This window comes from Streptomyces sp. NRRL F-4489 (assembly GCF_001509485.1).
Lineage (GTDB): Bacteria > Actinomycetota > Actinomycetes > Streptomycetales > Streptomycetaceae > Streptomyces.
Genome location: NZ_LLZI01000232.1, coordinates 16,700 through 42,673, shown reverse-complemented (window position 1 = coordinate 42,673; position 25,974 = coordinate 16,700). Strand labels below are relative to the sequence as shown.

26 protein-coding genes are annotated in these 25,974 nt (G+C 73.1%); 19 read left to right on the top strand and 7 right to left on the bottom strand.

The genetic code is table 11. The features are described from left to right. The first annotated feature begins 3 nt into the window (after window positions 1-3). Together ADL22_RS20205 and hisF are read left to right on the top strand one after the other, a co-directional pair. Window positions 4-414 carry a Rid family hydrolase gene (locus ADL22_RS20205; protein ID WP_066981708.1) on the top strand — a complete coding sequence of 137 codons (411 nt, stop codon included), beginning with the start codon at window positions 4-6 and terminating at the stop codon, window positions 412-414. Between the two features lie 7 nt (window positions 415-421). After that, the gene (gene hisF, locus ADL22_RS20200; protein WP_066981385.1) at window positions 422-1,177 is read left to right on the top strand and encodes an imidazole glycerol phosphate synthase subunit HisF; all 756 of its coding nucleotides are present in this window, start codon (window positions 422-424) and stop codon (window positions 1,175-1,177) included. An 83-nt stretch (window positions 1,178-1,260) separates the two neighbouring features. Here the strand turns inward: hisF and ADL22_RS20195 are convergent, their stop codons facing one another. The 3 genes from ADL22_RS20195 to ADL22_RS20185 are packed head-to-tail and all read right to left on the bottom strand — an operon-like array spanning window position 1,261 to window position 4,645. Further along, the gene (locus ADL22_RS20195) at window positions 1,261-2,004 is read right to left on the bottom strand and encodes a succinate dehydrogenase/fumarate reductase iron-sulfur subunit (protein WP_066981382.1); all 744 of its coding nucleotides are present in this window, start codon (window positions 2,002-2,004) and stop codon (window positions 1,261-1,263) included. After that, window positions 2,001-3,974, bottom strand: coding sequence for a fumarate reductase/succinate dehydrogenase flavoprotein subunit (locus tag ADL22_RS20190; RefSeq protein ID WP_066981379.1), 1,974 nt, complete (start codon window positions 3,972-3,974; stop codon window positions 2,001-2,003). The genes ADL22_RS20195 and ADL22_RS20190 overlap by 4 nt, the downstream gene beginning before the upstream one ends. Window positions 3,975-3,976: 2 nt before the next feature. Further along, on the bottom strand, window positions 3,977-4,645 hold the full coding sequence (locus ADL22_RS20185; RefSeq protein WP_066981376.1) for a succinate dehydrogenase: 669 nt from the start codon (window positions 4,643-4,645) through the stop codon (window positions 3,977-3,979). Between the two features lie 130 nt (window positions 4,646-4,775). On the opposite strand from ADL22_RS20185, the gene ADL22_RS20180 reads away from it, so the two are divergent. Next, window positions 4,776-5,675 (top strand): LysR family transcriptional regulator, encoded by a 900-nt coding sequence (locus ADL22_RS20180; protein ID WP_066981373.1) that lies wholly within the window; start codon window positions 4,776-4,778, stop codon window positions 5,673-5,675. A 43-nt stretch (window positions 5,676-5,718) separates the two neighbouring features. Here ADL22_RS20180 and ADL22_RS20175 read toward each other — a convergent pair whose 3' ends face one another. Together ADL22_RS20175 and ADL22_RS35435 are read right to left on the bottom strand one after the other, a co-directional pair. Next, window positions 5,719-6,351, bottom strand: a complete 633-nt coding sequence (locus tag ADL22_RS20175; protein ID WP_066981369.1) for a TIGR03085 family metal-binding protein — start codon at window positions 6,349-6,351, stop codon at window positions 5,719-5,721. Window positions 6,352-6,403: 52 nt separating this feature from the next. Next, the gene (locus ADL22_RS35435; protein WP_159048696.1) at window positions 6,404-6,553 is read right to left on the bottom strand and encodes a hypothetical protein; all 150 of its coding nucleotides are present in this window, start codon (window positions 6,551-6,553) and stop codon (window positions 6,404-6,406) included. 32 nt (window positions 6,554-6,585) lie between these two features. Here ADL22_RS35435 and hisI point away from each other — a divergent pair, with 32 nt between their 5' ends. The 14 genes from hisI to ADL22_RS20110 all read left to right on the top strand — a co-directional run bounded on the left by hisI (window position 6,586) and on the right by ADL22_RS20110 (window position 22,971). Further along, window positions 6,586-6,960: a phosphoribosyl-AMP cyclohydrolase gene (gene hisI, locus ADL22_RS20170; protein ID WP_066981366.1), complete on the top strand. Its 375-nt coding sequence runs from the start codon at window positions 6,586-6,588 to the stop codon at window positions 6,958-6,960. Window positions 6,961-6,971: 11 nt separating this feature from the next. Next, complete coding sequence (locus ADL22_RS20165; RefSeq protein ID WP_066981363.1) at window positions 6,972-8,507, top strand: anthranilate synthase component I; 1,536 nt, start codon at window positions 6,972-6,974, stop codon at window positions 8,505-8,507. A 54-nt stretch (window positions 8,508-8,561) separates the two neighbouring features. Further along, on the top strand, window positions 8,562-9,215 hold the full coding sequence (locus ADL22_RS20160) for a TIGR02234 family membrane protein (protein WP_066981360.1): 654 nt from the start codon (window positions 8,562-8,564) through the stop codon (window positions 9,213-9,215). 105 nt (window positions 9,216-9,320) lie between these two features. After that, window positions 9,321-9,560 carry an HGxxPAAW family protein gene (locus ADL22_RS20155; RefSeq protein ID WP_066981358.1) on the top strand — a complete coding sequence of 80 codons (240 nt, stop codon included), beginning with the start codon at window positions 9,321-9,323 and terminating at the stop codon, window positions 9,558-9,560. Between the two features lie 212 nt (window positions 9,561-9,772). Beyond that, window positions 9,773-10,165, top strand: coding sequence for a DUF2752 domain-containing protein (locus ADL22_RS20150; RefSeq protein WP_066981705.1), 393 nt, complete (start codon window positions 9,773-9,775; stop codon window positions 10,163-10,165). A gap of 174 nt (window positions 10,166-10,339) precedes the next feature. Continuing rightward, window positions 10,340-11,149: an indole-3-glycerol phosphate synthase TrpC gene (trpC, locus tag ADL22_RS20145; RefSeq protein ID WP_066981354.1), complete on the top strand. Its 810-nt coding sequence runs from the start codon at window positions 10,340-10,342 to the stop codon at window positions 11,147-11,149. A gap of 28 nt (window positions 11,150-11,177) precedes the next feature. Beyond that, a complete protein-coding gene (trpM, locus tag ADL22_RS37005) occupies window positions 11,178-11,348 on the top strand; it encodes a tryptophan biosynthesis modulator TrpM (protein WP_420711577.1) in 171 nt (56 codons plus the stop codon). 118 nt (window positions 11,349-11,466) lie between these two features. Further along, complete coding sequence (gene trpB, locus ADL22_RS20140; protein WP_066981351.1) at window positions 11,467-12,729, top strand: tryptophan synthase subunit beta; 1,263 nt, start codon at window positions 11,467-11,469, stop codon at window positions 12,727-12,729. Continuing rightward, window positions 12,729-13,580: a tryptophan synthase subunit alpha gene (trpA, locus tag ADL22_RS20135; RefSeq protein WP_066981348.1), complete on the top strand. Its 852-nt coding sequence runs from the start codon at window positions 12,729-12,731 to the stop codon at window positions 13,578-13,580. Before trpB ends, trpA begins: the two co-directional genes overlap by 1 nt. A 57-nt stretch (window positions 13,581-13,637) precedes the next feature. After that, window positions 13,638-14,450 (top strand): DsbA family protein, encoded by an 813-nt coding sequence (locus ADL22_RS20130; RefSeq protein WP_066981702.1) that lies wholly within the window; start codon window positions 13,638-13,640, stop codon window positions 14,448-14,450. A gap of 124 nt (window positions 14,451-14,574) precedes the next feature. Then, the gene (gene lgt / locus ADL22_RS20125; protein WP_066981346.1) at window positions 14,575-15,600 is read left to right on the top strand and encodes a prolipoprotein diacylglyceryl transferase; all 1,026 of its coding nucleotides are present in this window, start codon (window positions 14,575-14,577) and stop codon (window positions 15,598-15,600) included. A 285-nt stretch (window positions 15,601-15,885) separates the two neighbouring features. Further along, window positions 15,886-16,617, top strand: coding sequence for a VIT1/CCC1 transporter family protein (locus ADL22_RS20120; RefSeq protein WP_066981699.1), 732 nt, complete (start codon window positions 15,886-15,888; stop codon window positions 16,615-16,617). Between the two features lie 299 nt (window positions 16,618-16,916). Continuing rightward, window positions 16,917-21,518: a glutamate synthase large subunit gene (gltB, locus tag ADL22_RS20115; RefSeq protein WP_066981343.1), complete on the top strand. Its 4,602-nt coding sequence runs from the start codon at window positions 16,917-16,919 to the stop codon at window positions 21,516-21,518. Then, window positions 21,511-22,971, top strand: coding sequence for a glutamate synthase subunit beta (locus tag ADL22_RS20110; RefSeq protein ID WP_066981340.1), 1,461 nt, complete (start codon window positions 21,511-21,513; stop codon window positions 22,969-22,971). The genes gltB and ADL22_RS20110 overlap by 8 nt, the downstream gene beginning before the upstream one ends. A gap of 147 nt (window positions 22,972-23,118) precedes the next feature. Here ADL22_RS20110 and ADL22_RS20105 read toward each other — a convergent pair whose 3' ends face one another. Then, window positions 23,119-23,685 (bottom strand): hypothetical protein, encoded by a 567-nt coding sequence (locus ADL22_RS20105; protein WP_066981338.1) that lies wholly within the window; start codon window positions 23,683-23,685, stop codon window positions 23,119-23,121. Window positions 23,686-23,752: 67 nt separating this feature from the next. Between ADL22_RS20105 and ADL22_RS20100 the strand changes: the two genes are divergently transcribed. Then, the gene (locus tag ADL22_RS20100) at window positions 23,753-24,544 is read left to right on the top strand and encodes a winged helix-turn-helix domain-containing protein (protein ID WP_066981335.1); all 792 of its coding nucleotides are present in this window, start codon (window positions 23,753-23,755) and stop codon (window positions 24,542-24,544) included. Here the strand turns inward: ADL22_RS20100 and ADL22_RS20095 are convergent. Further along, window positions 24,522-25,118 (bottom strand): MarR family winged helix-turn-helix transcriptional regulator, encoded by a 597-nt coding sequence (locus tag ADL22_RS20095; RefSeq protein WP_066981332.1) that lies wholly within the window; start codon window positions 25,116-25,118, stop codon window positions 24,522-24,524. The two genes, ADL22_RS20100 and ADL22_RS20095, sit on opposite strands and share 23 nt — an antisense overlap. A gap of 101 nt (window positions 25,119-25,219) precedes the next feature. Between ADL22_RS20095 and ADL22_RS20090 the strand changes: the two genes are divergently transcribed. Then, window positions 25,220-25,942, top strand: a complete 723-nt coding sequence (locus tag ADL22_RS20090; RefSeq protein ID WP_066981329.1) for an SDR family NAD(P)-dependent oxidoreductase — start codon at window positions 25,220-25,222, stop codon at window positions 25,940-25,942. The last annotated feature ends 32 nt before the right edge of the window (window positions 25,943-25,974 follow it).

The window sequence follows — 25,974 nt, the reverse complement described above, 5'->3', positions numbered from 1 at the left end:
GTGATGAGCATCGAGCGCGTACGGACCGACAGCCCCTGGGAAGAGTCCATTGGCTTCGCACGCGCGGTGGCGGCCGGCGACCGGGTCCTGGTCGCCGGCACGATGCCGCTGGTCGGCGGGGTCCTCCAGGGCGAGGGCGATCCCTACGTCCAGACCAAGGTCGCCTTCGGCAACGCGCTGGCGGCGCTGACCCCCTTCGGGCTGGGCGCCGCCGAGGTGGTGCGCACCCGGATGTACCTGACCCACCTGCGGGACGCGGACGCCGCCTCCCGGGCCCACCGGGAGCTGTTCGAGGCCGCGCCGCCCGCCACGACCCTGGTCGTGGTCTCCGGCTTCATCGATTCCCGCGTCCTGGTGGAAGTAGAACTAGAAGCGTTCCGGGATCCGTCCCGGGACACCGAGCGAGAGGGCTGAGACCGACATGAGCCTGGCGGTCCGCGTCATCCCCTGCCTGGACGTCGACAACGGCCGCGTCGTCAAGGGCGTCAACTTCCAGAACCTCCGGGACGCCGGGGACCCGGTCGAGATGGCGAAGGTCTACGGCCAGGAGGGCGCCGACGAGCTGACCTTCCTCGACATCACCGCGTCCTCCGGCAACCGCGAGACCACCTACGACGTGGTCCGCCGCACCGCCGAGCAGGTCTTCATCCCGCTGACCGTCGGCGGCGGGGTGCGCACCGCCGAGGACGTCGACAAGCTGCTGCGGGCCGGCGCGGACAAGGTCGGTGTGAACACCGCGGCGATCGCCCGCCCGGAGCTGATCAAGGAGATCGCGGAGCGGTTCGGCAGCCAGGTGCTGGTCCTGTCGGTGGACGCCCGGCGCACGGCCGACGGCTCGTTCGAGGTCACCACGCACGGCGGGCGCCGCTCGGCCGGGATCGACGCGGTGGAGTGGGCGCACCGCGCCGCCGAGCTGGGCGCCGGGGAGATCCTGCTGAACTCCATGGACGCCGACGGCACCAAGGACGGCTACGACGTGGAGATGATCGAGGCGGTGCGCCGGCACGTCAGCGTCCCGGTGATCGCCTCCGGCGGCGCCGGCAAGCTCGGCGACTTCGCCCCCGCGGTGGCCGCCGGCGCCGACGCCGTACTGGCCGCCTCGGTCTTCCACTTCGGCGATCTGCGCATCGGGCAGGTCAAGGACGCGCTGCGGGAGGCCGGGCACCCGGTGCGGTAGCGGCTCGCGCCTGCGAACGCCGAAGGGCCCCTGCCGCATCCCCGCGGCAGGGGCCCTTCCCGTTCACCTCCCGGCGCCGCCGGTCACTTCGCCTTGCGGGCGGCGCGGACGAACTCGCGGTTCATCCTGGTGATGCTGAACAGCGGGATGCCCTTGGGGCAGGCGGTGGCGCACTCCCCGGCCAGGGTGCAGCCGCCGAACCCCTCGGCGTCCATCTGCGCCACCATGTCCAGCACCCGGGACTCCCGCTCCGGGGCGCCCTGCGGCAGCACGTTGAGGTGGTTGACCTTCGCGGAGGTGAACAGCATCGCCGCGCCGTTGGGGCAGGCCGCCACGCACGCGCCGCAGCCGATGCACTCGGCGTGCTCGAACGCGGCGTCGGCGTCCGGCTTGGGCACCGGCGTGGCGTGCGCCTCGGGGGCGGAGCCGGTCGGCGCGGTGATGTAGCCGCCGGCCTGGATGATCCGGTCGAACGCCGAGCGGTCCACGACCAGGTCCTTGACGACCGGGAAGGCCGCGGCGCGCCAGGGCTCGACGTCGATGGTGTCGCCGTCCCGGAAGGACCGCATGTGCAGCTGGCAGGTGGTGGTCCGCTCGGGGCCGTGCGCGTCGCCGTTGATGACGAGCGAGCAGGCCCCGCAGATGCCCTCACGGCAGTCGTGGTCGAAGGCGACCGGGTCCTCGCCCTTGAGGATCAGCTCCTCGTTGAGGGTGTCGAGCATCTCCAGGAAGGACATGTCGGGGGAGATGCCGTCCACCTCGTACGTGGACATGGCGCCGTCGGCGCCGGCGTGCTTCTGCCGCCAGACGCGCAGGGTGAGCCTCATGCGTAGCTCCGCTGGGTGGGGTGGACGTACTCGAAGACCAGGTCTTCCTTGTGCAGGACGGGGGCCGCGCCGGTGCCGGCGAACTCCCAGGCGGCGGCGTAGCCGAACTCCTCGTCCCGGCGGGCCGCCTCGCCGTCGGGGGTCTGCGACTCCTCGCGGAAGTGGCCGCCGCAGGACTCGGCGCGGTGCAGCGCGTCGAGGCACATCAGCTCGGCCAGCTCCAGGTAGTCGACGACGCGGTTGGCCTTCTCCAGCGACTGGTTGAACTCCGCGCCGGTGCCGGGGACCTTGATGCGCCGCCAGAACTCCTCGCGGATCTCGGGGATCCGGGCCAGGGCCTTGCGCAGCCCGGCGTCGGTGCGGGCCATCCCGCAGTACTCCCACATGAGTTCGCCGATCTCGCGGTGGAAGGAGTCCGGGGTGCGGTCCCCGTCCACGGCGAGCAGCAGGTTGATCCGGTCCTCGGTCTCGGCCAGGACGTCCTGGACGACCGGGTGGTCCGCACCGACCGGCTCCTGGTGCGGGTTGCGGGCCAGGTAGTCGTTGATGGTCGAGGGCAGGACGAAGTAGCCGTCGGCCAGGCCCTGCATGAGCGCGCTGGCGCCCAGGCGGTTGGCGCCGTGGTCGGAGAAGTTGGCCTCGCCGATGGCGAACAGGCCGGGCACGGTGGTCTGGAGGTCGTAGTCGACCCACAGCCCGCCCATCGTGTAGTGCACCGCGGGGTAGATCCGCATCGGCACCCGGTACGGGTCCTCGTCGGTGATCCGCTGGTACATGTCGAAGAGGTTGCCGTACTTGGCCTCGACGGCCTTGCGGCCCATCCGCGCGATGGCGTCCGCGAAGTCCAGGTAGACGCCCTGGCCGCCGGGGCCGACGCCGCGGCCCTCGTCGCAGACGTTCTTGGCGGCGCGGGAGGCGATGTCGCGGGGGACGAGGTTGCCGAAGGACGGGTAGATGCGCTCCAGGTAGTAGTCGCGCTCGTCCTCGGGGATCTCGTTCGGCGGGCGGGTGTCGCCCTTGGCCCTGGGCACCCAGATCCGGCCGTCGTTGCGCAGCGACTCGCTCATCAGCGTCAGCTTGGACTGGTGGTCGCCGGTGCGCGGGATGCAGGTCGGGTGGATCTGGGTGAAGCAGGGGTTGGCGAAGTAGGCGCCGCGCCGGTGGGCCCGCCAGATCGCGGTGGCGTTGGAGTTCATGGCGTTCGTCGACAGGTAGAAGACGTTGCCGTAGCCGCCGGAGGCGAGCACCACCGCGTCCGCGAAGTAGCTGGAGATCTTCCCGGTGACCAGGTCGCGGGCGACGATGCCGCGGGCCCGGCCGCCGACCACGATCAGGTCCAGCATCTCGGTGCGCGGGTGCAGTTCGACGTTGCCGGCCGCGATCTGCCGGGACAGCGCCTGGTAGGCGCCGAGCAGCAGCTGCTGGCCCGTCTGGCCGCGGGCGTAGAAGGTGCGGGAGACCTGGACGCCGCCGAACGAGCGGGTGTCGAGCAGACCGCCGTACTCGCGGGCGAACGGCACGCCCTGGGCGACGCACTGGTCGATGATCTCGACGGAGATCTGCGCGAGCCGGTGGACGTTGGACTCCCGGGCGCGGAAGTCGCCGCCCTTGACGGTGTCGTAGAAGAGGCGGTGGACCGAGTCGCCGTCGTTGCGGTAGTTCTTCGCGGCGTTGATCCCGCCCTGCGCGGCGATGGAGTGGGCCCGGCGCGGGGAGTCCTGGTAGCAGAACTGGACGACGTGGTAGCCCTGTTCGGCGAGGGTGGCGCCGGCCGAGCCGCCGGCCAGTCCGGTGCCGACGACGATGACCGTGTGCTTGCGGCGGTTGGCCGGGTTGACCAGCTTGGCCTCGAAGCGGCGGGTGTCCCAGCGCTCGGCGATCGGCCCGGCCGGGGCCTTGGCGTCGGCGAGCGGCGCGCCGGTGGTGTAGTCGGTGTACGCGGGGAAGGCGGAGGCGGGGGAAGCGGTCATGGTCAGCTCACCAATCCGGTCATGACGCCGACGGGGACGGCGATGAAGCCCAGGGTCAGCACCAGCGCGAGGACGTTGGCCAGGGTCTTCAGGAGGCGGTCGCGGGTCCGGCTGCCCGCGCCGAGGGTCTGCGCGGCGCTCCAGAAGCCGTGCCGGATGTGCAGGCCGAGGGCGAGCATCGCCACGAGGTAGATGGCGTTGCCGTACCAGGTCGAGAAGGTGGCCACGACGTTCTGGTACGGGTGGCCGGGCTGGAAGCCGGAGTGCACGGTGCCGGTGGTCAGGTCCAGCAGGTGCCAGACGATGAACAGGCCGAGGATCACCCCGCCCCAGCGCATGGTGCGGGTGGCGTAGCTGGTCCGCGCCTTGCGGTGGACGTAGCGGTCCGGGCGGGCCTTGAGGTCGCGGCGGCTGAGCTGGTACGCGGCGGTGGCGTGCGCGACGACGGCGGCCACCAGCACCACGCGGATCACCCACAGCGTCCACTCGTAGTGCATGAACGGTTCGCCGACCGTGCGCAGCCAGTGCGCGTACGCGTTGAAGGAGCCCGCCCCGAAGAAGATCTTCAGGTTGCCGAACATGTGGACGACAAGATAGGCGAGCATGATCAGGCCGCTGACGGCCATCACCGCCTTCTTGCCGACGGTGGAGCCCCAGAGCGTCCTCGTCATCGACGGCCGTCGGTCCGTCCGTTGTGCCAGTGCCATGGGTCCCGACGGTAGGGAGGCGTTGGCCATCCGTCCAAGACATGGTGCGGCTGATCTCCATAGGCAGGCCCTATCACTGCCTTATATTCCCCTTATGCAGCTGCAGCAGCTCCGCTACTTCACGGCCGTGGCCGACACCCGCCACTTCACCCGCGCCGCCGAGCGCGAACACGTCGCCCAGCCCTCGCTCTCCCAGCAGATCCGGGCCCTGGAACGGGAGTTGGGCGCCGAACTCTTCCACCGCGCCCGCGGCCACATCTCCCTCACCGACGCCGGCGAGACCCTGCTCCCACTGGCCCGCCGGATCCTCGCCGACACCGAGACCGCCCGCCGCGAGGTCCAGGAGGTCGCCCAGCTGCGCCGCGGCCGGCTGCGCCTGGGCGCCCCGCCCAGCCTGTGCGCCAGCCTCGTCCCCGACGTGCTCAGCGCCTTCCACGCCGCCTACCCCGGCGTCGAGCTGATCATCGCCGAGGACGGCTCCCAGGACCTGGTCCGCGCGCTGGCCGACGGCGAACTGGACCTCGCGCTGATCATCACCCCGCTGCCCGGCCAGGCCCCCGCGCTGGCCACCACCGAGCTGCTGCGCGAGGAGCTGGTGGTGGTCTCCGCCCCCGGCCGCCCCGCGCCGGTCGCCGGCCGGCGCACCCGGATCCGCGTCGAGGATCTGCGCGGCCGGCCGCTGGCGATGTTCCGCCGGGGCTACGACCTGCGGGAATTCACCACCGCGGCATGCCGCGCGGCCGGCTTCGAGCCGACCTTCACCGTCGAGGGCGGCGAGATGGACGCGGTACTCGGCTTCGTCCGGGCCGGCCTCGGCGTCGCCGTCGTCCCCAGCATGGTCGCCGAACGCTCCGGGCTGCGGGTGACGCCGTTCGCCACCCCCGGGATGCACCGGGTGGTCTCCGTCGCGCACCGCGGCGACGTCTCCCCGCCACGCGCCGCCCGGGAACTGGAGCGCATCCTGCGCGCCCACCTGGCCGGCGGCACGCCCTGAGCGCGGGCCGGCCCGGCCAGGGGAGCGGCGGCCCGCCCCGGCCTCAGATGCCGAGCCGCGCGCCCCGCAGCTTGGCCACCGCCTCCTCGTCCCCGTCCTGCTCCACCTTCGCCGCGCCCTGCCGGCCGAAGGCGAACAGCGTCAGCTCACCCGGCTCACCGGTCACCGTCACCACCGGCGTCCCCCGGTGGGCCACCGCGGTCTGCCCGTCCGGACGCCGCAGCACCAGACCCACCGGCGCCTTCCGCCCCAGCACCCGGGCCATCCGCTCCAGCCGCACCCACAGCGCGTCCGCGAAGACCGGGTCCAGCTCGCGCGGAGCCCAGTCCGGCTGCGCGCGCCGCACGTCCTCGGCGTGGACGTAGAACTCGACGGTGTTCGACGCCTCGTCGACCTGCTTCAGCGCGAACGGCGACAGCCGCGGCGGGCCCGTCCGGATCAGCTGGATCAGCTCCTCGTACGGCTTCGCGGCGAACTCCGCGCGCACCTTCTCCAGCCGCCCCGCCAGCGGTTTGGCGATCAGCCCCGCGGCCGCGTCGGCGCGCCGCTCGCGCACCACCACGTGCGCCGCCAGATCCCGGGTCGTCCAGTCCTCGCACAGCGTCGGCGCCTCGGGCCCGGCGCTCTCCAACAGGTCGGCCAGAAGGAGCCGTTCACGCTTCGCATGGGTCGACATACGGCCAGCCTACGGCCGCCCCGCGCACCCTGCCACGGCGCACCGCCCGCACTCACGTCCGCAGCACCACCACCGCCACCACCACGGCCGCCACCAGCGACGCAGCGAACACCGCCAGCAGCACCCGCACCGCCACCCGCGCCGCCCGGTCCGGGTCCGGCGGCGGCCCGGGCGGCGGGAGCGGAGGCGGCGGCTGATCCATAACGGCAGCATGCCGCACGGCACAATGGACCCATGACCACCAGCCGCGCCACCAGCACCGACCTGGACCCCGCCGTCGCCGCCCGCCTCAAGCGCGGCGCCGACGGCCTCTTCCCGGCCATCGCCCAGCAGTACGACACCGGCGAGGTGCTGATGCTCGGCTGGATGGACGACGAGGCGCTGCACCGCACCCTGACCACCGGCCGCTGCACGTACTGGTCCCGCAGCCGCCAGGAGTACTGGGTCAAGGGCGACACCTCCGGCCACGTCCAGTACGTCAAGTCCGTCGCCCTGGACTGCGACGCCGACACCGTCCTGGTCAAGGTCGACCAGGTCGGCGCCGCCTGCCACACCGGCGCCCGCACCTGCTTCGACGCGGACGTCCTGGCGGGCGCCGCCGACCAGTAGGCTCCGCTGCCATGACCACGGGAACCACCGGCACCGCCACACCGGACCTCGACACCTTCCGCACGCTCGCCAAGGACCGGCGGGTCATCCCCGTCACCCGGCGCCTCCTGGCGGACGGCGACACCCCCGTCGGCCTCTACCGCAAACTCGCGGCCGAGCGCCCGGGCACTTTCCTGCTGGAGTCCGCGGAGAACGGCCGGACGTGGTCGCGGTACTCCTTCATCGGCGTGCGCAGCGCCGCCACGCTCACCGTCCGCGACGGACAGGCCCACTGGCTGGGCACCCCGCCGGTCGGCGTGCCCACCGGCGGCGACCCGCTGGCCGCCCTGCGCGCCACCGTCGAGACCCTGCACACCCCGCGCGACCTCATCGAGGGCGAGGGGCTGCCCCCGTTCACCGGCGGCATGGTCGGCTACCTCGGCTACGACATCGTCCGCCGCCTGGAGAAGATCGGCGCGCACACCGAGGACGACCTCGGGCTGCCCGAGCTGACCATGCTCCTCACCTCCGACCTCGCCGTCCTGGACCACTGGAACGGCACGGTCCTGCTGATCGCCAACGCCATCAACCACAACGACCTGGCGACCGGCGTGGACGAGGCGTACGCGGACGCGGTGGCCCGCCTGGACGCCATGGCCGACGACCTGGCCCGCCCCGCCCCGGCGAGCGCCGCCGCGCTGCCGCCGTCCGCCGTGCCCCCGTACACCGGCAAGTGGGGCGGCGAGGCGTTCCGGGCCGCCGTCGAGGACGTCAAGGAGCGCATCCGGGCCGGCGAGGCGTTCCAGGTGGTGCCCTCGCAGCGGTTCGAAACCCCCTGCACGGCAAGCGCGTTGGACGTCTACCGCGTGCTGCGGGCCACCAACCCCAGCCCGTACATGTACCTCTTCCGCTTCGCCGGCGACGGCGGTACGCCCTTCGACGTGGTCGGCTCCAGCCCCGAGGCGCTGGTCAAGGTCGAGGGCGGCCGGGCCATGGTGCACCCCATCGCCGGCACCCGCCCGCGCGGCGCGACCGTCCAGGAGGACCAGGCGCTCGCCGACGAACTGCTCGCCGACCCCAAGGAGCGCGCCGAGCACCTGATGCTGGTCGACCTCGGCCGCAACGACCTCGGCCGGGTCTGCGAGCCCGGCAGCGTCGAGGTCGTCGACTTCATGTCCGTCGAGCGCTACAGCCACGTCATGCACATCGTCTCCACGGTCACCGGCACGGTCGCCCCCGGCCGCACCGCCTTCGACGTGCTCACCGCCTGCTTCCCGGCCGGCACCCTCTCCGGCGCCCCCAAGCCGCGCGCGATGCAGATCATCGAGGAGCTGGAGCCGACCCGGCGCGGCCTGTACGGCGGCTGCGTCGGCTATCTGGACTTCGCCGGCGACTCCGACACCGCCATCGCCATCCGCACCGCGCTGCTGCGGGACGGCACCGCGTACGTCCAGGCCGGCGCCGGCGTGGTCGCCGACTCCGATCCGGCGGCCGAGGACACCGAGTGCCGCAACAAGGCCGCGGCCGTGCTGCGCGCCGTGCACACCGCCAACCACCTGGGCGAATGAGCCGCCGCACCCCCGCGCGACGGGCCGCGGGGGCCGGTAGGCGATAGTGGTGGGGTGACTGCCGCACCCCGGACCCGTACCGACACCGAAGCCGCGCCGGCCGCGGACCGGCCCGCCCGCGGCGCCAAGCGCTCCCTCGCCCTGGCGCTGCTGCTGGGCGCCGCCGGCGCGGGCCTGGCCCTGCTGGCCTCCGGCCGCACCTGGGCGAGTGGCACCGCCGTACTGGCCCAGGGCGAGCTGCCGCGCACCGTCACCGGCACCGACGTCACCGGCGTGCCCGGCGCGCTGGCGGTGGTCGGGCTGGCCGCGCTGGTCGCCGTCTTCGCGGTCCGCCGCGCCGGCCGGATCGTGGTCGCCGGGCTGCTGGCCCTGGCCGGGCTGGGCATCGCGGCGGCCGCCGCGCTCGGCTACTCCGACACCTCCGCGCTGCGCGAGAAGGCCGCCGACGCGGTGGGCCTGTCCGGCGCGCAGGTGCACCACGTCACCCACACCGCCTGGCCCTGGATCGCCGCCGCCGGCGGGGTGCTGCTGCTCCTGGCCGGTGTGCTGGCCCTGGTGTACGGCCGCGCCTGGCCCGCCATGTCGGGCCGGTACGAGCGGACGCCCGGCGGCGGACGGGGCCCGCGGCGCGCCCCGGCGGCGCCGGACCTGGAGCGCCCCGAGGAGATCTGGAAGTCCCTGGACCGCGGTGAGGACCCCACCCGGTAGGCGAGGACCCCACCCGGTAAAAGGCGTCCGCCCGGCATCGGTGACAATGGACGACGACATTCCCGCGCCCCGACCCCGGCGCGGCAGAGCAACGAGGAGCACTCCATGTCGAGCAGTGGCCACGGACACACCCCCGCCGCCTGGACCGGCGTCATCATCGCGTTCATCGGGTTCTGTGTCGGCGGCGCCTTCATCGTGCTGGGCAGCGTGGCCGGGTTCTGGGCGGGTATCGCGCTGATCGGCGCCGGCGCCGTGGTGGGCGGCATCATGCGCGCGGCCGGCCTCGGCCAGGAGCCCCGCCGCGCCGGCAAGCCCGCGGCCGCCGCCCGCCCCCAGGAGAGCTGACCACCCGCTCACCGGAGAACTCCACCGAGGCGCGGCTTCCCGGCCGCCGCACGGACCGGGCCTTTCTCAGGCCCGCGCCCCGTACGGCCGCCGAGAAGCCGCGCCTTCGCGCTGCCGGTGGCAGCATCGGCGGCGTGAACGCACTCGCGGCCCGGCCGCGCACCGGGCAGGAAGGGCGGCGCACCGGGCAGGACCGGCCGCGGCGGGGCCCGCTGCGCCGCCTCGCCGCCCCGGCCGGCACCCTGGCCGCGGCCGCCGCCGCCTTCGCCTGGGTCGGCGCGGTCGACCCGAACGAACCGGGCCACTACCCGGTCTGCCCGCTGCACTCGCTCACCGGCGTGCTCTGCCCGGCCTGCGGCGGACTGCGCAGCGCGCACGCCGTCGCGCACGGCGACCTCCTCACGGCGCTGGGCGCCAACGCCCCGGCGGTGGCCGGCTACGCCGCGTTCGCGGTCTTCGTCCTGGTCTGGCTGGTCCGCGCGGCCCGCGGACTGCCCACCGCAGGCCCCCGGCCGCGCCCGGCCCACTGGTGGGCGCTGGGCGCGCTGCTGCTGGTCTTCACGATCCTGCGCAACCTCCCCGCCGGCGCCTGGCTGCGCCCGTGACCAGGGCCGTTTCCGGCCGCCCGGCCGCACCGGGCTGTCCAGGGAGTGGGACCGGCGCCCACCGGATGCGGGACCTGCACCCGCCGACGGATACCATCGGAGAACCGGCCGGGGCAGTGGTTGCGTCCCACCAGCCGCTGTCCACCTCCACCGTTCAGATAGGAGGCCGCTCGCGTGAGCGTGCTCGATGAGATCATCGACGGAGTCCGCGCCGACCTCGCAGAGCGGCAGGCGCGCGTCGGCCTCGACGAGCTCAAGGAGCGGGCCCGCGCGGCGCGCCCGGCGAAGGACGGCGCCGCCGCCCTGAAGGGCGACGGGGTCCGGGTCATCTGCGAGGTCAAGCGCTCCAGCCCCTCCAAGGGCGCGCTGGCCGCCATCGCCGACCCCGCCGGACTGGCCGCCGACTATGAGGCCGGTGGCGCCGCGGTGATCTCCGTGCTCACCGAGGAGCGCCGGTTCGGCGGCTCGCTGGCCGACCTGGAAGCGGTCCGCGCCCGGGTCGACATCCCGGTGCTGCGCAAGGACTTCATCGTCACCGCCTACCAGCTGTGGGAGGCCCGCGCGCACGGCGCCGACCTCGCGCTGCTGATCGTCGCCGCGCTGGAGCAGGAGGCCCTGGTCTCGCTGATCGAGCGGGCCGAGTCGATCGGCCTGACCCCGCTGGTCGAGGCGCACGACGAGGAGGAGGCCGCCCGCGCGGTGGACGCCGGCGCCCGCATCATCGGGATCAACGCCCGCGATCTGAAGACCCTGGAGGTCGACCGCGGCACCTTCGCCCGGGTCGCCCCCGAGATCCCCGACCACATCGTCAAGGTCGCCGAATCCGGCGTCCGCGGCCCGCACGACCTGATCGCCTACGCCAACGAGGGCGCCGACGCCGTACTGGTCGGCGAGTCCCTGGTCACCGGCAAGGACCCCAGGACCGCCGTCGCCGACCTCGTCGCGGCCGGTTCGCACCCCGCGATCCGGCACGGCCGGGACTGACCGGCCGCCGCCGGAGCAGGCACCCGCGATGACCCCCGTCCCCCGCCGCCCCGTGGCCAGCTTCTCCGCGCTGCCCTCGTGGCACCGCGGCTGCCGGGCCCCGGCCCGGCGCGTCCGGGGACGCCGGGTCCGCTACCACATCGGCTCCGAGCCGGGACAGATCAACGGACGGCGATGGCGTCCGGGGCCCGCGCGCTGACGCGTCCGGCCCCGTACCGGCGGCGCGCGCACCAAACGCGCGCGCCCGCCGCGACACCCTCCCATCCCGACCACACCGGACCTCCGGGGCGCTGAGGCCCCGGATGAGGAGTGCTCAGATGTCCGCAGGCAGTTCCCGCTTCTTCCTTCCGGATCCGGACGGATCCGTCCCCAGCGCCGCGGGGTATTTCGGCGCGTTCGGCGGCAAGTTCATCCCCGAGGCGCTGGTCGCCGCGGTGGACGAGGTCGCCGCCGAGTACGAGAAGGCCAAGGCCGATCCGGCGTTCGCCGCCGAACTCGACGACCTGATGGTCAACTACACCGGGCGCCCCAGCGCGCTCACCGAGGTGCCGCGGTTCGCCGAACACGCCGGCGGCGCCCGGGTGTTCCTCAAGCGCGAGGACCTCAACCACACCGGCTCCCACAAGATCAACAACGTGCTGGGGCAGGCCCTGCTCACCAAGCGGATGGGCAAGACCCGGGTCATCGCCGAGACCGGCGCCGGCCAGCACGGCGTGGCCACCGCCACCGCCTGCGCCCTCTTCGGCCTCGAGTGCACCATCTACATGGGCGAGGTCGACACGAAGCGGCAGGCCCTGAACGTCGCCCGGATGCGGATGCTCGGCGCCGAGGTCATCGCCGTCACCTCCGGCAGCCGCACCCTGAAGGACGCCATCAACGAGGCGTTCCGCGACTGGGTCGCCAACGTCGACCGCACCCACTACCTCTTCGGCACGGTCGCCGGACCGCACCCCTTCCCGGCCCTGGTCCGCGACTTCCACCGGGTGATCGGCGTCGAGGCCCGCCGGCAGATCCTGGAGCGCGCCGGGCGCCTCCCGGACGCCGCGCTGGCCTGCGTCGGCGGCGGCTCCAACGCCATCGGCCTGTTCCACGCCTTCCTGCCCGACACCGGCGTCCGCCTGATCGGCTGCGAGCCGGGCGGCCACGGCGTCGAGACCGGTGAGCACGCCGCCACCCTCACCGAGGGCACCCCCGGCATCCTGCACGGCTCCCGCTCGTACGTCCTCCAGGACGAGGACGGCCAGATCACCGAGCCGTACTCCATCTCGGCCGGTCTGGACTACCCGGGCATCGGCCCCGAGCACGCCTACCTCAAGGACACCGCCCGCGCCGAGTACCGCGCGGTGACCGACGACGCGGCCATGCAGGCGCTGCGGCTGCTGTCCCGCACCGAGGGCATCATCCCGGCCATCGAGAGCGCGCACGCGCTGGCCGGCGCCCTGGAGGTCGGCCGGGAGCTGGGCCCCGACGCCCTGCTGCTGGTGAACCTCTCCGGGCGCGGCGACAAGGACATGGACACCGCCGCCCGCTACTTCGGGCTCTACGACGACGCCGACCGCGGCGGCGAGGGGGACAACTGATGGCGGGCAACATCGAACTGCTCCGGACCGTCCTGGCGCAGGCCAAGGCCGAGGACCGGGCCGCCCTGGTCGGCTACCTCCCGGCCGGCTTCCCCACCATCGACGGCGGCATCCGGGCCATGACCGAGATGCTGGACGGCGGCTGCGACATCGTCGAGGTCGGCCTGCCGCACAGCGACCCGGTCCTGGACGGCCCGGTCATCCAGACCGCCGACGACATCGCGCTGCGGGCCGGCATCCGGATCACCGACGTACTGCGCACGGTCCGCGAGGTGCACGCCGCCACCGGCGCGCCGGTGCTCTGCATGACGTACTGGAACCCCGTCGACGCCTACGGTGTCGAGCGGTTCGCCGCCGACCTCGCCGAGGCGGGCGGCGCCGGCTGCATCCTGCCGGACCTCCCGGTCGAGGAGTCCGAGGTGTGGCGGAAGGCCGCCGCGCAGCACGGTCTGGCCACCGTCTTCGTGGTCGCGCCGAGCAGCCGGGACGAGCGGCTGGCCAAGATCACCGCGGCCGGCAGCGGCTTCGTCTACGCCGCGTCCCTGATGGGCGTCACCGGCACCCGTGAGTCGGTGGGCCGGGAGGCCGAGGACCTGGTGGCCCGCACCCGCGCCACCACCGATCTGCCGGTCTGCGTGGGCCTGGGCGTCTCCAACGCCGCGCAGGCCGCCGAGGTCGCCCGGTTCGCCGACGGCGTGATCGTCGGCTCGGCGTTCGTCAAGTGCCTGCTGGCGGCGGACGGCGACACCGACGCCGGTCTCGCCGCGGTCCGCACCCTCGCCGGGCAGCTCGGCGAGGGCGTGCGCCGGAGCGGCGCGGCCGGCGACCGGGCCGCCGATATCGCCCGATAGAGCGAACCTGCGAGCGGAGGGGTGCGGCCGCGCCCCTCCGCTTCGTTGTCCACGGGCGTGAACCAGAAGAACCATGACGGCCAGAACCGTGACGGAAAGAGCAGCGCCCGCGAGCGGCTGCAGGCCCAGCGCGCCAAGGAGAGGACGCGGTCCCGGCGGGTCCGCCAGGCCGTGGTCGCCGGGGCCGTGGTGGCGGCCCTGGCGGTGGCCGGCGGGATCGCCGTCTGGGTGTCGTCCGGCGGCGGCAGCGGCAGCACCGCCGGCGACGACTTCGCCCTCCCCAAGCAGGCCAGTGACGGCGCCAAGCCCGCCGTCCCGGTGGGCGCGCCGGGCGCCCGCTCCACCCTCACCGTCTGGGAGGACTTCCGCTGCCCGGCCTGCCAGCAGTTCGAGACCGGCTTCCGCCCGGTGATCCACGAACTCCAGGACTCCGGCAAGCTCCGCGCCGAATACCACCTCGCCACCCTGATCGACGGCAACACCGGCGGCTCCGGCTCGCTGAACGCCGCCAACGCCGCGCTGTGCGCCCAGGACGCCGGAAAGTTCCGCCAGCTCCACGACGTCCTCTACGCCAACCAGCCGCCCGAGCAGCAGGACCGCTTCGCCGACAAGACCTACCTCGTCAAGCTCGCCGGCAAGGTCCCCGGCCTGGTCACGGACACCTTCACGACGTGCGTGCGGTCCGGCCGGTACGACGGCTTCGTCCGCAAGTCCAACGCCGCCTTCGCCTCCGCCGGCTTCCGCGGCACCCCCACCGTCCTGCTCAACGGCAAGGACCTCGCCCAGGTCAAGGGCGGCCAGCTCACCCCCGATGACCTCAAGAAGATGGTGCTGGACGCCGACAAGGCCAAGACCTCCGGCGGCCGCTGACCCGGCCCGCGGCCGCTGACCCGTTCGGCGGACGTATGGACCGCCACCCGGGCGGGGCCGTTACGCAGCCGTAGCCGGGCGGGTTGCCGTCCACCCCGCCCGGCGCGGTAGCGTCGGTCCTGCCATGGACCTCGCATTCATTCCCAGCCCGCCGACCGGTGTCGTCCATCTCGGCCCGATCCCGCTGCGCGGCTACGCGTTCTGCATCATCATCGGCGTATTCGTCGGCGTCTGGCTCGGCAACAAGCGCTGGGTGCGGCGCGGCGGCCGCTCCGGCACCGTCGCCGACATCGCCGTGTGGGCGGTGCCCTTCGGCCTCGTCGGCGGACGCCTGTACCACGTCATCACGACGTACGAGCCGTACTTCGGCCCGAACGGCCATCCGCTCGACGCCTTCAAGGTGTGGCAGGGCGGCCTGGGCATCTGGGGCGCGGTGGCGCTGGGCGCGCTCGGCGCCTGGATCGGCTGCCGCCGCCGCGGCATCCCGATGCCCGCCTACGCCGACGCGCTGGCGCCGGGCCTGGCCATCGGGCAGGCGATCGGCCGTTGGGGCAACTGGTTCAACCAGGAGCTGTACGGCAAGGCGACCGACGTCCCGTGGGCGCTGAAGATCGACCCGGACCCGGCGATCGGCCGGATCGGCGGCACCTACCACCCGACGTTCCTGTACGAGTCCCTGTGGTGCCTGGGCGTCGCGGCGCTGGTGATCTGGGCGGACAAGCGCTTCCGGCTGGGTCACGGGCGGGTCTTCGCGCTCTACGTCGCCGCGTACTGCGCGGGCCGCGCCTGGATCGAGTACCTCCGGGTCGACGAGGCGCACCACATCCTGGGCCTGCGGCTGAACGACTGGACCTCGCTGATCGTCTTCGTCCTGGCCGTGGTCTACATGATCGTCTCGGCGAAGAAGGCGCCGGGCCGCGAGGAGGTCGTCGAACCGGAGTGGCAGCTCGCCGGGGGCGCGGAGGGCGCCGGGGGCGAGGGGTCTGCCGGGGGCGAGGGGGCCAGGGGTGAGGTGTCCGGGGACGCCGCCCCTGACAAGACCGGCAAGGCCGATAACCCCGATACCGCCGATAGCCCCGGCAAGCCCGACAAGGCCGAGGCGATCGAGGCCGACAAGCCCGCGAAGAGCGCGGGCGGCGCCGCCTCCTGAGCGAGGCCGGCGACGGCGGCACGCACTTCCGACCGGAGCGCCGGGCGGACCCGATCATCCGGGACCGCCCGGCGCTCTGTCGTATCCGCCGCATCCGCCGCCGAGGGCCCTTGTGAGCCGGATCACAAGGCCGCCCGCTCGATAAAACCGCAGGTCAGCGCGGTAAGTTCGGCCTTCCTTGCTAGCGGCGGAGGGTAATTCGCGCATAGCTTCGAGGTGTTGGAGGGGGAAGCGCCGCGATCGGCCCACACCTCGCTGAGCAGGGAGCAGGTCGTTATGTCCGTCATGGAGATCATGGATGCCGCCGCGCCGACCCATGTGGCGCACCGCGACAACCACACCCACCGCGATGTGAACGGCGGCTGGCTCCGCCCCGCCGTGTTCGGCGCCATGGACGGCCTGGTGTCCAACCTCGCCCTGATGACCGGCGTGGCCGGCGGCGCCGTCTCGCCGCATACGATCGTGATCACCGGGCTGGCGGGGCTGGCGGCCGGCGCGTTCTCGATGGCCGCGGGGGAGTACACCTCGGTGGCTTCGCAGCGTGAGCTGGTGGTCGCGGAGCTGGACATCGAACGGGCTCAGCTGCGCGCCCACCCGAAGGACGAGGAGGACGAGCTGGCGGCGCTCTACGTCTCCCGCGGGGTGGAGCCCGAGCTGGCCCGGCAGGTCGCCGAACAGCTCTCCCGGGACCCCGAGCAGGCGCTGGAGATCCACGCCCGCGAGGAGTTGGGCATCGATCCGTCCGACCTTCCTTCTCCCGCCGTCGCCGCGGTCTCCTCCTTCGGATCCTTTGCGCTGGGCGCGCTTCTGCCTGTCCTTCCTTATCTGCTGGGCGCCACGGTGCTCTGGCCGGCGGTGCTGCTGGCGCTGTTCGGGCTCTTCGCCTGCGGTGCGGTGGTGGCCCGGGTCACGGCCCGTTCGTGGTGGTTCAGCGGGCTGCGCCAGCTGGCCCTGGGCGGCGCCGCGGCGGCCGTCACGTTCGGTCTCGGCGCGCTGTTCGGGACGGCGGTGGGTTGACGTCCCTTTCGGGTGACCGCATGATGGCCGCATTACCCAGCGGTTTCGGTTTGTTGACGACCGGGCATAAGGCCCTGGCGTCGCGGGCAATGTCGCTCGCCGGACGCCGCCGCAGAGGGCGGCCCGTTTCCGTCCGTGTTTCCCAGAGATTCCGTCTCACCGCCGGTGCGGTGTCCGTATGTTGGAAAGCCACTTTCGCTTTCTGAGAAGCGGGTCATCCTGTAACCTGCACGAAATTTCGCGGAGGGCCAACGTCGTCCCTCGGCAACTCACTTGCCACGACGACGTTGGGAGAGCCGATGCGCCACGCGTCCACGCACTCCGCGACCACCGGCGGCGACGCCGCCACCTGGTCGCCCCTGGACGGTCGCCCCGCCCAGCAGGGAATGTACGACCCCCGCAACGAGCACGACGCCTGCGGCGTCGGCTTCGTGGCCACCCTCACCGGCGAGGCCAGCCACGCCCTGGTCGAACAGGCCCTGACCGTGCTGACGAATCTGGAGCACCGCGGCGCCACCGGCTCCGAGCCCGACTCGGGCGACGGCGCGGGCATCCTGCTCCAGGTCCCGGACGCGTTCCTGCGCGAGAACGTCACCTTCGAGCTGCCCGAGGCCGGCGCGTACGCCGTCGGTATCGCCTTCCTCCCCTCCGACGCCCACGAAGCGGCCGAGGCCGTCTCACGTATCGAGACGATCGCCGCGGAGGAGAACCTCACCGTCCTGGGCTGGCGGGTCGTCCCGGTCGCCCCGCAGCTGCTCGGCAACGGCGCCCGCGCCACCATGCCGGCCTTCTCCCAGCTGTTCGTCGCGGACGGGGAGAACACCGGTCTGGCGCTGGACCGCAAGGCGTTCGCGCTGCGCAAGCGCGCCGAGCGGGAGGCCGGGGTCTACTTCCCGTCGCTCTCCGCCCGCACGATCGTCTACAAGGGCATGCTGACCACCGGGCAGCTGGAGCCGTTCTTCCCGGACCTGTCCGACCGCCGGTTCGCCACCGCGATCGCCCTGGTCCACTCGCGGTTCTCCACCAACACCTTCCCGAGCTGGCCGCTGGCCCACCCGTACCGCTTCGTCGCGCACAACGGCGAGATCAACACGGTCAAGGGCAACCGCAACTGGATGCGCGCCCGGGAGTCCCAGCTCGCCTCGAAGCTCTTCGGCGACGAGAATCTGGAGCGGCTGTTCCCGGTCTGCACCCCGGACGCCTCCGACTCCGCCTCGTTCGACGAGGTGCTGGAGCTGCTGCACCTCGGCGGGCGGTCGCTGCCGCACGCGGTGCTGATGATGGTCCCCGAGGCGTGGGAGAACGCGCCCGCCATGGACCCGGCCCGGCGCGCCTTCTACCAGTACCACTCCACGATGATGGAGCCCTGGGACGGCCCGGCCTGCGTCACCTTCACCGACGGCACCCAGGTCGGCGCGGTGCTGGACCGCAACGGCCTGCGCCCGGGACGCTACTGGGTCACCGACGACGGCCTGGTCGTGCTCTCCTCCGAGGTCGGCGTCCTGGACATCGACCCGGCCCGGGTCGTCCGCAAGGGCCGCCTCCAGCCCGGCCGGATGTTCCTCGTGGACACCGCCGAGCACCGCATCATCGAGGACGACGAGATCAAGGACGCCCTGGCCGCCGAGCAGCCCTACCAGGAGTGGCTGGACGCCGGGCTGATCCACCTCGCCGACCTGCCCGAGCGCGAGCACATCGTGCACACCCACGCCTCGGTCACCCGCCGCCAGCAGACCTTCGGCTACACCGAGGAGGAGCTGCGGGTCATCCTCGCCCCGATGGCCAAGACCGGCGCCGAGCCGATCGGCTCGATGGGCACCGACGCGCCGATCGCCGCGCTCTCCGAGCGCCCCCGGCTGCTCTTCGACTACTTCACCCAGCTGTTCGCGCAGGTCACCAACCCGCCGCTGGACGCCATCCGGGAGGAGCTGGTCACCTCCCTGATCTCCTCCCTCGGCCCGCAGGGCAACCTCCTCGCGCCCACCGCCAGCTCCTGCCGCAGCGTGACCCTGCCGTTCCCGGTCATCGACAACGACGAGCTGGCCAAGCTCGTCCACATCAACGCCGACGGCGACATGCCCGGGATGAAGGCCGTGACCCTCTCCGGCCTCTACCGCGTCTCCGGCGGCGGCGCGGCGCTGGCCGCCCGGATCGAGGAGATCCGCGCCGAGGCCGACGCCGCCATCGCCGACGGCGCCCGGCTGATCGTGCTCTCCGACCGCCACTCGGACGCCGAGCACGCGCCGATCCCGTCGCTGCTGCTGACCTCCGCGGTCCACCACCACCTCATCGCCACCAAGACCCGCACCCAGGTCGGGCTGCTGGTCGAGGCCGGCGACGTCCGCGAGGTGCACCACATCGCGCTGCTCATCGGCTACGGCGCCGCGGCGGTCAACCCCTACCTCGCGATGGAGTCCGTCGAGGACCTGGTCCGGGCCGGCACCTTCCTGCCCGGCGTGGACACCGACACCGCGATCCGCAACCTCATCAAGGCGCTCGGCAAGGGCGTGCTGAAGGTGATGTCCAAGATGGGCATCTCCACCGTCGCCTCCTACCGGGGCGCGCAGGTCTTCGAAGCGGTCGGCCTGGACGAGGAGTTCGTCGCGACCTACTTCCAGGGCACCGCCACCAAGATCGGCGGCGCCGGCCTGGACGTCATCGCCCAGGAGGTCGCGGCGCGCCACGCCAAGGCGTACCCGGCCTCCGGCATCGCCGCCACCCACCGCGCGCTGGAGATCGGCGGTGAGTACCAGTGGCGCCGCGAGGGCGAGCCGCACCTCTTCGACCCGGAGACCGTCTTCCGGCTCCAGCACTCCACCCGCACCCGCCGCTACGACATCTTCAAGCAGTACACCGAGCGGGTGAACGAGCAGTCCGAGCGGCTGATGACGCTGCGCGGCCTGTTCTCCTTCGCCTCCGACCGCCCCTCGATCCCCCTGGACGAGGTCGAGCCGGCCGCCGAGATCGTCAAGCGCTTCTCCACCGGCGCGATGTCGTACGGCTCCATCTCCCAGGAGGCGCACGAGACCCTCGCCATCGCCATGAACCGGCTCGGCGGCAAGTCCAACACCGGTGAGGGCGGCGAGGACCCGGAGCGCCTGTACGACCCGGAGCGCCGCTCCAGCATCAAGCAGGTCGCCTCCGGCCGCTTCGGCGTCACCTCCGAATACCTCGTCAACGCCGACGACATCCAGATCAAGATGGCCCAGGGCGCCAAGCCCGGCGAGGGCGGCCAGCTGCCCGGCCACAAGGTCTACCCGTGGGTCGCCAGGACCCGGCACTCCACCCCGGGCGTCGGCCTGATCTCCCCGCCGCCGCACCACGACATCTACTCGATCGAGGATCTGGCCCAGCTGATCCACGACCTGAAGAACGCCAACCCGGCGGCCCGCATCCACGTGAAGCTGGTCTCCGAGGTCGGCGTCGGCACGGTCGCCGCCGGCGTCTCCAAGGCGCACGCGGACGTGGTGCTGATCTCCGGCCACGACGGCGGTACGGGCGCCTCGCCGCTCACCTCGCTCAAGCACGCCGGCGGGCCCTGGGAGCTGGGCCTGGCCGAGACGCAGCAGACGCTGCTGCTCAACGGGCTGCGCGACCGCATCGTCGTCCAGACCGACGGCCAGCTCAAGACCGGCCGCGACGTGGTCATCGCCGCGCTGCTGGGCGCCGAGGAGTTCGGTTTCGCCACCGCGCCGCTGGTCGTCTCCGGCTGCGTGATGATGCGCGTGTGCCACCTGGACACCTGTCCGGTCGGCATCGCCACCCAGAACCCGGTCCTGCGCGAGCGGTTCAACGGCAAGGCCGAATTCGTCGTCAACTTCTTCGAGTTCATCGCCGAGGAGGTCCGCGAACTCCTCGCCGAGCTGGGCTTCCGCACCCTGGACGAGGCCATCGGCCACGCCGAGGTCCTCAACGTCTCCCGGGCGGTCAACCACTGGAAGGCGCAGGGCCTGGACCTCGCCCCGCTGCTGCACGTCCCCGAGCTGCCCGCCGGCGCGGTCCGCCACCAGGTCACCGAGCAGGACCACGGCCTGGCGAAGGCGCTGGACAACGAGCTGATCGAGCTCGCCGCCGACGCGCTGGCCGCGGACACCGCCGAGGCCGCCCAGCCGGTCCGCGCACAGCTCCCGATCCGCAACATCAACCGCACCGTCGGCACCATGCTCGGCCACGAGGTGACGAAGAAGTTCGGCGGCGCGGGCCTGCCCGACGACACCATCGACCTCACCTTCACCGGCTCGGCCGGCCAGTCGTTCGGCGCGTTCCTGCCCCGCGGCATCACCCTCCGCCTGGAGGGCGACGCCAACGACTACGTCGGCAAGGGCCTGTCCGGCGGCCGGATCATCGTCCGCCCGGACCGCGGCGCCGACCACCTCGCCGAGTACTCCACCATCGCCGGCAACACCCTCGCCTACGGCGCCACCGGCGGCGAGCTGTTCCTGCGCGGCCGGGTCGGCGAGCGGTTCTGCGTCCGCAACTCCGGCGCCACGGTGGTCTCCGAGGGCGTCGGCGACCACGGCTGCGAGTACATGACCGGCGGCAACGCCGTCGTGCTGGGCGAGACCGGGCGCAACTTCGCGGCCGGGATGTCCGGCGGCTTCGCCTACGTCATCGACCTCGACCCGGCCAACGTCAACAAGGAACTGGCCGGCGCGATCCACCCGCTGGACGACACCGACAAGCAGTGGCTGCACGACGTGGTGCGCCGCCACCAGGAGGAGACCGGTTCGACCGTGGCCGCCAAGCTCCTCGCCGACTGGGATGGCGCCGCCGCGCGCTTCAGCAAGGTCATCCCGCCCACGTACCAGGCAGTGCTCGCCGCCAAGGAGGCCGCCGAGCTGGCCGGGCTCACCGAGTCCGAGACCCACGAGAAGATGATGGAGGCGGCGACCCATGGCTGACCCCAAGGGCTTCCTGAACCACGAGCGCGAGGTCGCCCAGACCCGCCCCGTCGACGAGCGCGTCAAGGACTGGAACGAGGTCTACCGGCCCGGCTCCCTGCTGCCGATCATCACCAAGCAGGCGTCGCGCTGCATGGACTGCGGCATCCCGTTCTGCCACAACGGCTGTCCGCTCGGGAACCTCATCCCCGAGTGGAACGACTACGCCTACCGGGAGGACTGGAAGGCGGCCAGCGAGCGGCTGCACGCCACCAACAACTTCCCGGAGTTCACCGGCCGGCTGTGCCCCGCGCCGTGTGAGGCGGCCTGTGTGCTGGGCATCAACCAGCAGCCGGTCACCATCAAGAACGTCGAGGTCTCCATCATCGACCGGGCCTGGGACGCCGGCGACGTCACCCCGCAGCCGCCCGAGCGGCTCTCCGGCAAGACCGTCGCCGTCATCGGCTCCGGCCCGGCCGGCCTGGCCGCCGCCCAGCAGCTGACCCGGGCCGGCCACACCGTCGCGGTCTACGAGCGCGCCGACCGGATCGGCGGTCTGCTCCGCTACGGCATCCCCGAGTTCAAGATGGAGAAGCGGCACATCAACCGCCGCATCGAGCAGATGCGCGCGGAGGGCACCAAGTTCCGCACCGAGACCGAGATCGGCCGGGACATCGACGCGGCCGCGCTGCGCCGCCGCTACGACGCGGTGGTCATCGCGGCCGGCGCCACCACCTCCCGCGACCTGCCGGTGCCCGGCCGCGAGCTGAACGGCATCCACTTCGCCATGGAGTACCTGCCGCTGGCCAACAAGGTCCAGGAGGGCGACCTGACGGTCTCCCCGATCAGCGCCGAGGGCAAGCACGTGGTCGTCATCGGCGGCGGTGACACCGGCGCGGACTGCGTCGGCACCGCGCACCGCCAGGGCGCCGCCTCGGTGACCCAGCTGGAGATCATGCCGAAGCCGGGCGAGGAGCGGTCCGCGGGCCAGCCCTGGCCGACCTTCCCGATGCTCTACAAGGTCACCTCCGCGCACGAGGAGGGCGGCGAGCGGATCTACTCCGTCTCCACCACCCACTTCGAGGGCGACGAGGACGGCAACGTCCAGTGGCTGCACCTGGTCGAGGTGGAGTTCAAGGACGGCAAGCCGGCGCAGAAGCCCGGCACCGAGCGGAAGATCCCGGCCCAGCTGGTCACCCTCGCCATGGGCTTCACCGGCACCGACCGGGAGAACGGCCTGGTCGAGCAGTTCGGCCTGGAGCTGGACGCGCGCGGCAACATCGCCCGCGACGCGGACTTCGCCACCAACGTCCCCGGTGTCTTCGTCGCCGGCGACGCCGGCCGCGGCCAGTCGCTGATCGTCTGGGCCATCGCCGAGGGCCGCTCGGCCGCCCGCGGCGTGGACCGCTACCTCACCGGAGCCAGCGCCCTGCCGGCCCCGATCAAGCCGACGGACCGCGCCCTGGCGGTGTGAGCGTCCGTCCCGAGATGTCCCGTACAACGTCGTACGGCGGCACGGGGACCGGGTGAGAACCCGGGTCCCGTACCGCGGCGCCTGTCCCCCTCCCCGACCGGAAGGGCAGGCGCCGCTGTGTGTCCGGGGCCGGTCCCGCGCCCGGTGTCAGCTCTCCCGCTGGGCGGGGAACCGCCGGCCCAGCTGCCGGGCCAGCTCCCGGGCGGGCGCCGGCACGGCCCGCGGCGGGGGAGCGGCCGGCGGCCGGAAGTCGTGCACCGGCGCCCGCCAGGCCGAGACGTCCAGCATGCCGTCGGCCAGCGGCTGCACCCGGCGCGGGTCCGCGTGCACCCGCAGCACCTGCGCCTCGATCTGCGTCCAGGCGCCGTCGGTCAGCGTGCGGTCGCCGACCCGGCGGGCCTCCAGCGTCACCGGGCAGTGCGCCAGCCGTGGCGGCCGGACCAGCTCGGACGGCTCCGTCCACGGCTCCTCCGCGCCGGGGCCGCCGGGCGCGCCGTCCCCGTCCGCCGCCTCCGGGTGCGGCAGATTGAAGACAACATCGGGGCGTACCGCGAGATTGCGCGCCGTACGGCCGCGGGCCGGCAGCCAGACGCTGACCACCGGCCCGAGATCCCACCGGATCCGCAGCGCGACCAGCACGAACGTCCCGTCGTCGTTCTCCGTGGACAGCAGCGCCGGCACGACCGAACTGCTCTTCTCCAGCGCGGATTTCATGCCCCTGAGGATAGAAGCCGGACGATTCGGCGCTCACCGAAGTGTTATATGTGATTACGCTCTGCACATGATTCGATGGGACGCCGATCACGAAAGCACCGCCGAAACCCCCGATCTGGCCGCCCTCGCGGCGCTGCTCGCGGACCGCACCCGCGCCGCCATCTGCATCGCCCTGCTCGACGGCGGCACCTGGACCGCCGGCGAACTGGCCGAGTACGCCGGCGTGGCGCCCTCCACCGCCACCGAGCACCTCAACCTCCTCGTCGCCGGCGGACTGCTGGCCGAGGAGCGGCGCGGCCGCCGGCGCCACCTCCGGCTGGCCGGCCCGGACACCGCGGAGACCCTGGAGAACCTCGCCGGCCTCGCCCCCTACCGCCGGGTGCGGATCCGCTCGCTCGCCGAGGCCAACCACCGCCGGGCCCTGCACCACGCCCGGACCTGCTACGACCACATCGCCGGCGCGCTCGGCGTGGCCATCGCCGAGGCCATGACCGAACGCGGTCTGCTCCTGCGGGAGCACGGCCCGGAGCTGTCCACCGCGGGCGCCGCGTGGCTGGCCGCGCTGGGCATCCCGCACGGCGGCCACGCACCGGCCCACCGGGCGCATGTGCGCACCTGCCTGGACTGGACCTCCCGCCGCCACCACCTCTCCGGCGCGGTCGGCGCCGCCCTCTACCGGCACGCGCTGGAGCGGCGCTGGATCGTCAGGGCGCCGGCCGGCCGGATCCTCGCCGTCACCGAGGCCGGCCGGGCCGCGTTCCGTACGGAACTGGGCCTGCCGGAGGACGTGTTGACCCCGGCGCCGGCCGTGCCCCCGGCGCCGGAGCGCAACGAGGTCAGTCCTCGCCGACCTGGCTGATCCGGTCGTCGCCGAGCCGCCGCTGGACGTCCTGGAGCAGGATCCGCAGCAGCCCGGTCAGCTGCTCCTGCTGCTCGACGGTGAGCGCCCCCATCAACTCCGCCTCCCGCCCCAGCACTTGGTCAACGGTCGACTCGACGAGATCGTGCCCGGCCGGCGTCAGCTCGACCAGCACCGTGCGCGGGCGGCCCTCGCCGGGCCGGCGGGTGACCAGGCCGTCCCGTTCGGCGCGGGCCACCCGCTGGGAGATCGCCCCGGCCGTGAGCAGCGAACGCCGGCTCAGCTCCCGGGTGGTCAGGGTGTACGGCGGACCGCCGCGGCGCAGCACGCTCAGCAGGTCCAGGGTCGCCACGTCCACCCCGGCCCGCTGGAGCACCCGCCGCCGGTCGTCGCCCAGCAGCTTCGCCAGCCGCCAGATCGGCGTGACGATCCCGATGGAGGAGACCGGCGTACCGGGGCGCTCGCGCTGCCAGGCGGCGGCGATCTCCTCGACCTGGTGGACGGCGCTCCGCGCCCCGCCCGCCGCGTCCTCGACCGCTTCCCCCGCCGCTTCCTCTGCCGCTTCCCTTGCCACCGGACCTCCCGCGAGTGTTATGTTCAGGTCTAAATTTAGCCCTGAACGCAAGACCGCGGGCTACATATTTAGACCTAAATAAACGGGACGGAGTTCAGCTCATGGCACGCACCATCCTGGTCACCGGCGGCGGCACCGGTATCGGACGCGCCCTCGCCGCGCACTTCGCGGGCTGCGGCGACCGCGTCGTGATCACCGGCCGGCGCCCCGGCCCGCTCCAGGAGACCGCCGGCGCCCTCGACGGGGTGACGGCCGCGGTCTGCGACCACACCGACCCCGCGGCGCTGCTGCGGCTCGCCGACACCCTGCCCGAACGTCTCGACGTCCTGGTCAACAACGCCGGCGGCCAGCTCGAATTCGACTCCGACGGCGCCACCGACCTCGCCTCGTACGCCCGGGACTTCCGCGCCAACCTCGACGCCAACCTGCTGAGCGCGGCCCTGACCACCCGGGCGGTGGCGGACCGGCTGGCCGAGGGCGGCGCGGTGATCCACCTGGGGTCCATCGCCGCCGACCAGGGCTCCGGCTCCTACGGCGCGGCCAAGGCCGGCCTCGCCTCCTGGAACGTCGAACTGGCCCGCACCCTGGGCCCGCGCGGTATCACCGCGAACGTGGTCGCGCCCGGCTACATCGCCGGCACCGAGTTCTTCCGCGACAAGCTCGCCGACAGCCGCCGGGAGCAGCTGATCGCGGCCACCGCCACCGGCCGCCCCGGCGGCGTGGACGACATCACCGGCGCGGTCGCCTTCCTGGCGTCCCCGGCGGCCCGGCACATCACCGGGCAGGTGCTGAACGTCAACGGCGGGGCGGTGACGACCCGTTGAGCACGCGGCTCCCGGGCCGCCGCGCGCTCCCG

What these genes read in the sequence shown, in the direction of transcription:
- lgt (WP_066981346.1), top strand. Translation starts at nt 14,575, where the DNA reads ATGGACCTCGCATTCATTCCCAGCCCGCCGACCGGTGTCGTCCATCTC.
- ADL22_RS20185 (WP_066981376.1), bottom strand. Translation starts at nt 4,645, where the DNA reads ATGACGAGGACGCTCTGGGGCTCCACCGTCGGCAAGAAGGCGGTGATG.
- trpM (WP_420711577.1), top strand. Translation starts at nt 11,178, where the DNA reads ATGACCCCCGTCCCCCGCCGCCCCGTGGCCAGCTTCTCCGCGCTGCCC.
- ADL22_RS20090 (WP_066981329.1), top strand. Translation starts at nt 25,220, where the DNA reads ATGGCACGCACCATCCTGGTCACCGGCGGCGGCACCGGTATCGGACGC.
- ADL22_RS35435 (WP_159048696.1), bottom strand. Translation starts at nt 6,553, where the DNA reads ATGGATCAGCCGCCGCCTCCGCTCCCGCCGCCCGGGCCGCCGCCGGAC.
- ADL22_RS20205 (WP_066981708.1), top strand. Translation starts at nt 4, where the DNA reads ATGAGCATCGAGCGCGTACGGACCGACAGCCCCTGGGAAGAGTCCATT.
- ADL22_RS20175 (WP_066981369.1), bottom strand. Translation starts at nt 6,351, where the DNA reads ATGTCGACCCATGCGAAGCGTGAACGGCTCCTTCTGGCCGACCTGTTG.
- hisI (WP_066981366.1), top strand. Translation starts at nt 6,586, where the DNA reads ATGACCACCAGCCGCGCCACCAGCACCGACCTGGACCCCGCCGTCGCC.
- ADL22_RS20110 (WP_066981340.1), top strand. Translation starts at nt 21,511, where the DNA reads ATGGCTGACCCCAAGGGCTTCCTGAACCACGAGCGCGAGGTCGCCCAG.
- ADL22_RS20105 (WP_066981338.1), bottom strand. Translation starts at nt 23,685, where the DNA reads ATGAAATCCGCGCTGGAGAAGAGCAGTTCGGTCGTGCCGGCGCTGCTG.
- ADL22_RS20155 (WP_066981358.1), top strand. Translation starts at nt 9,321, where the DNA reads ATGTCGAGCAGTGGCCACGGACACACCCCCGCCGCCTGGACCGGCGTC.
- ADL22_RS20190 (WP_066981379.1), bottom strand. Translation starts at nt 3,974, where the DNA reads ATGACCGCTTCCCCCGCCTCCGCCTTCCCCGCGTACACCGACTACACC.
- ADL22_RS20100 (WP_066981335.1), top strand. Translation starts at nt 23,753, where the DNA reads ATGATTCGATGGGACGCCGATCACGAAAGCACCGCCGAAACCCCCGAT.
- hisF (WP_066981385.1), top strand. Translation starts at nt 422, where the DNA reads ATGAGCCTGGCGGTCCGCGTCATCCCCTGCCTGGACGTCGACAACGGC.
- gltB (WP_066981343.1), top strand. Translation starts at nt 16,917, where the DNA reads ATGCGCCACGCGTCCACGCACTCCGCGACCACCGGCGGCGACGCCGCC.
- ADL22_RS20120 (WP_066981699.1), top strand. Translation starts at nt 15,886, where the DNA reads ATGGAGATCATGGATGCCGCCGCGCCGACCCATGTGGCGCACCGCGAC.
- ADL22_RS20165 (WP_066981363.1), top strand. Translation starts at nt 6,972, where the DNA reads ATGACCACGGGAACCACCGGCACCGCCACACCGGACCTCGACACCTTC.
- ADL22_RS20195 (WP_066981382.1), bottom strand. Translation starts at nt 2,004, where the DNA reads ATGAGGCTCACCCTGCGCGTCTGGCGGCAGAAGCACGCCGGCGCCGAC.
- trpB (WP_066981351.1), top strand. Translation starts at nt 11,467, where the DNA reads ATGTCCGCAGGCAGTTCCCGCTTCTTCCTTCCGGATCCGGACGGATCC.
- ADL22_RS20180 (WP_066981373.1), top strand. Translation starts at nt 4,776, where the DNA reads ATGCAGCTGCAGCAGCTCCGCTACTTCACGGCCGTGGCCGACACCCGC.
- trpA (WP_066981348.1), top strand. Translation starts at nt 12,729, where the DNA reads ATGGCGGGCAACATCGAACTGCTCCGGACCGTCCTGGCGCAGGCCAAG.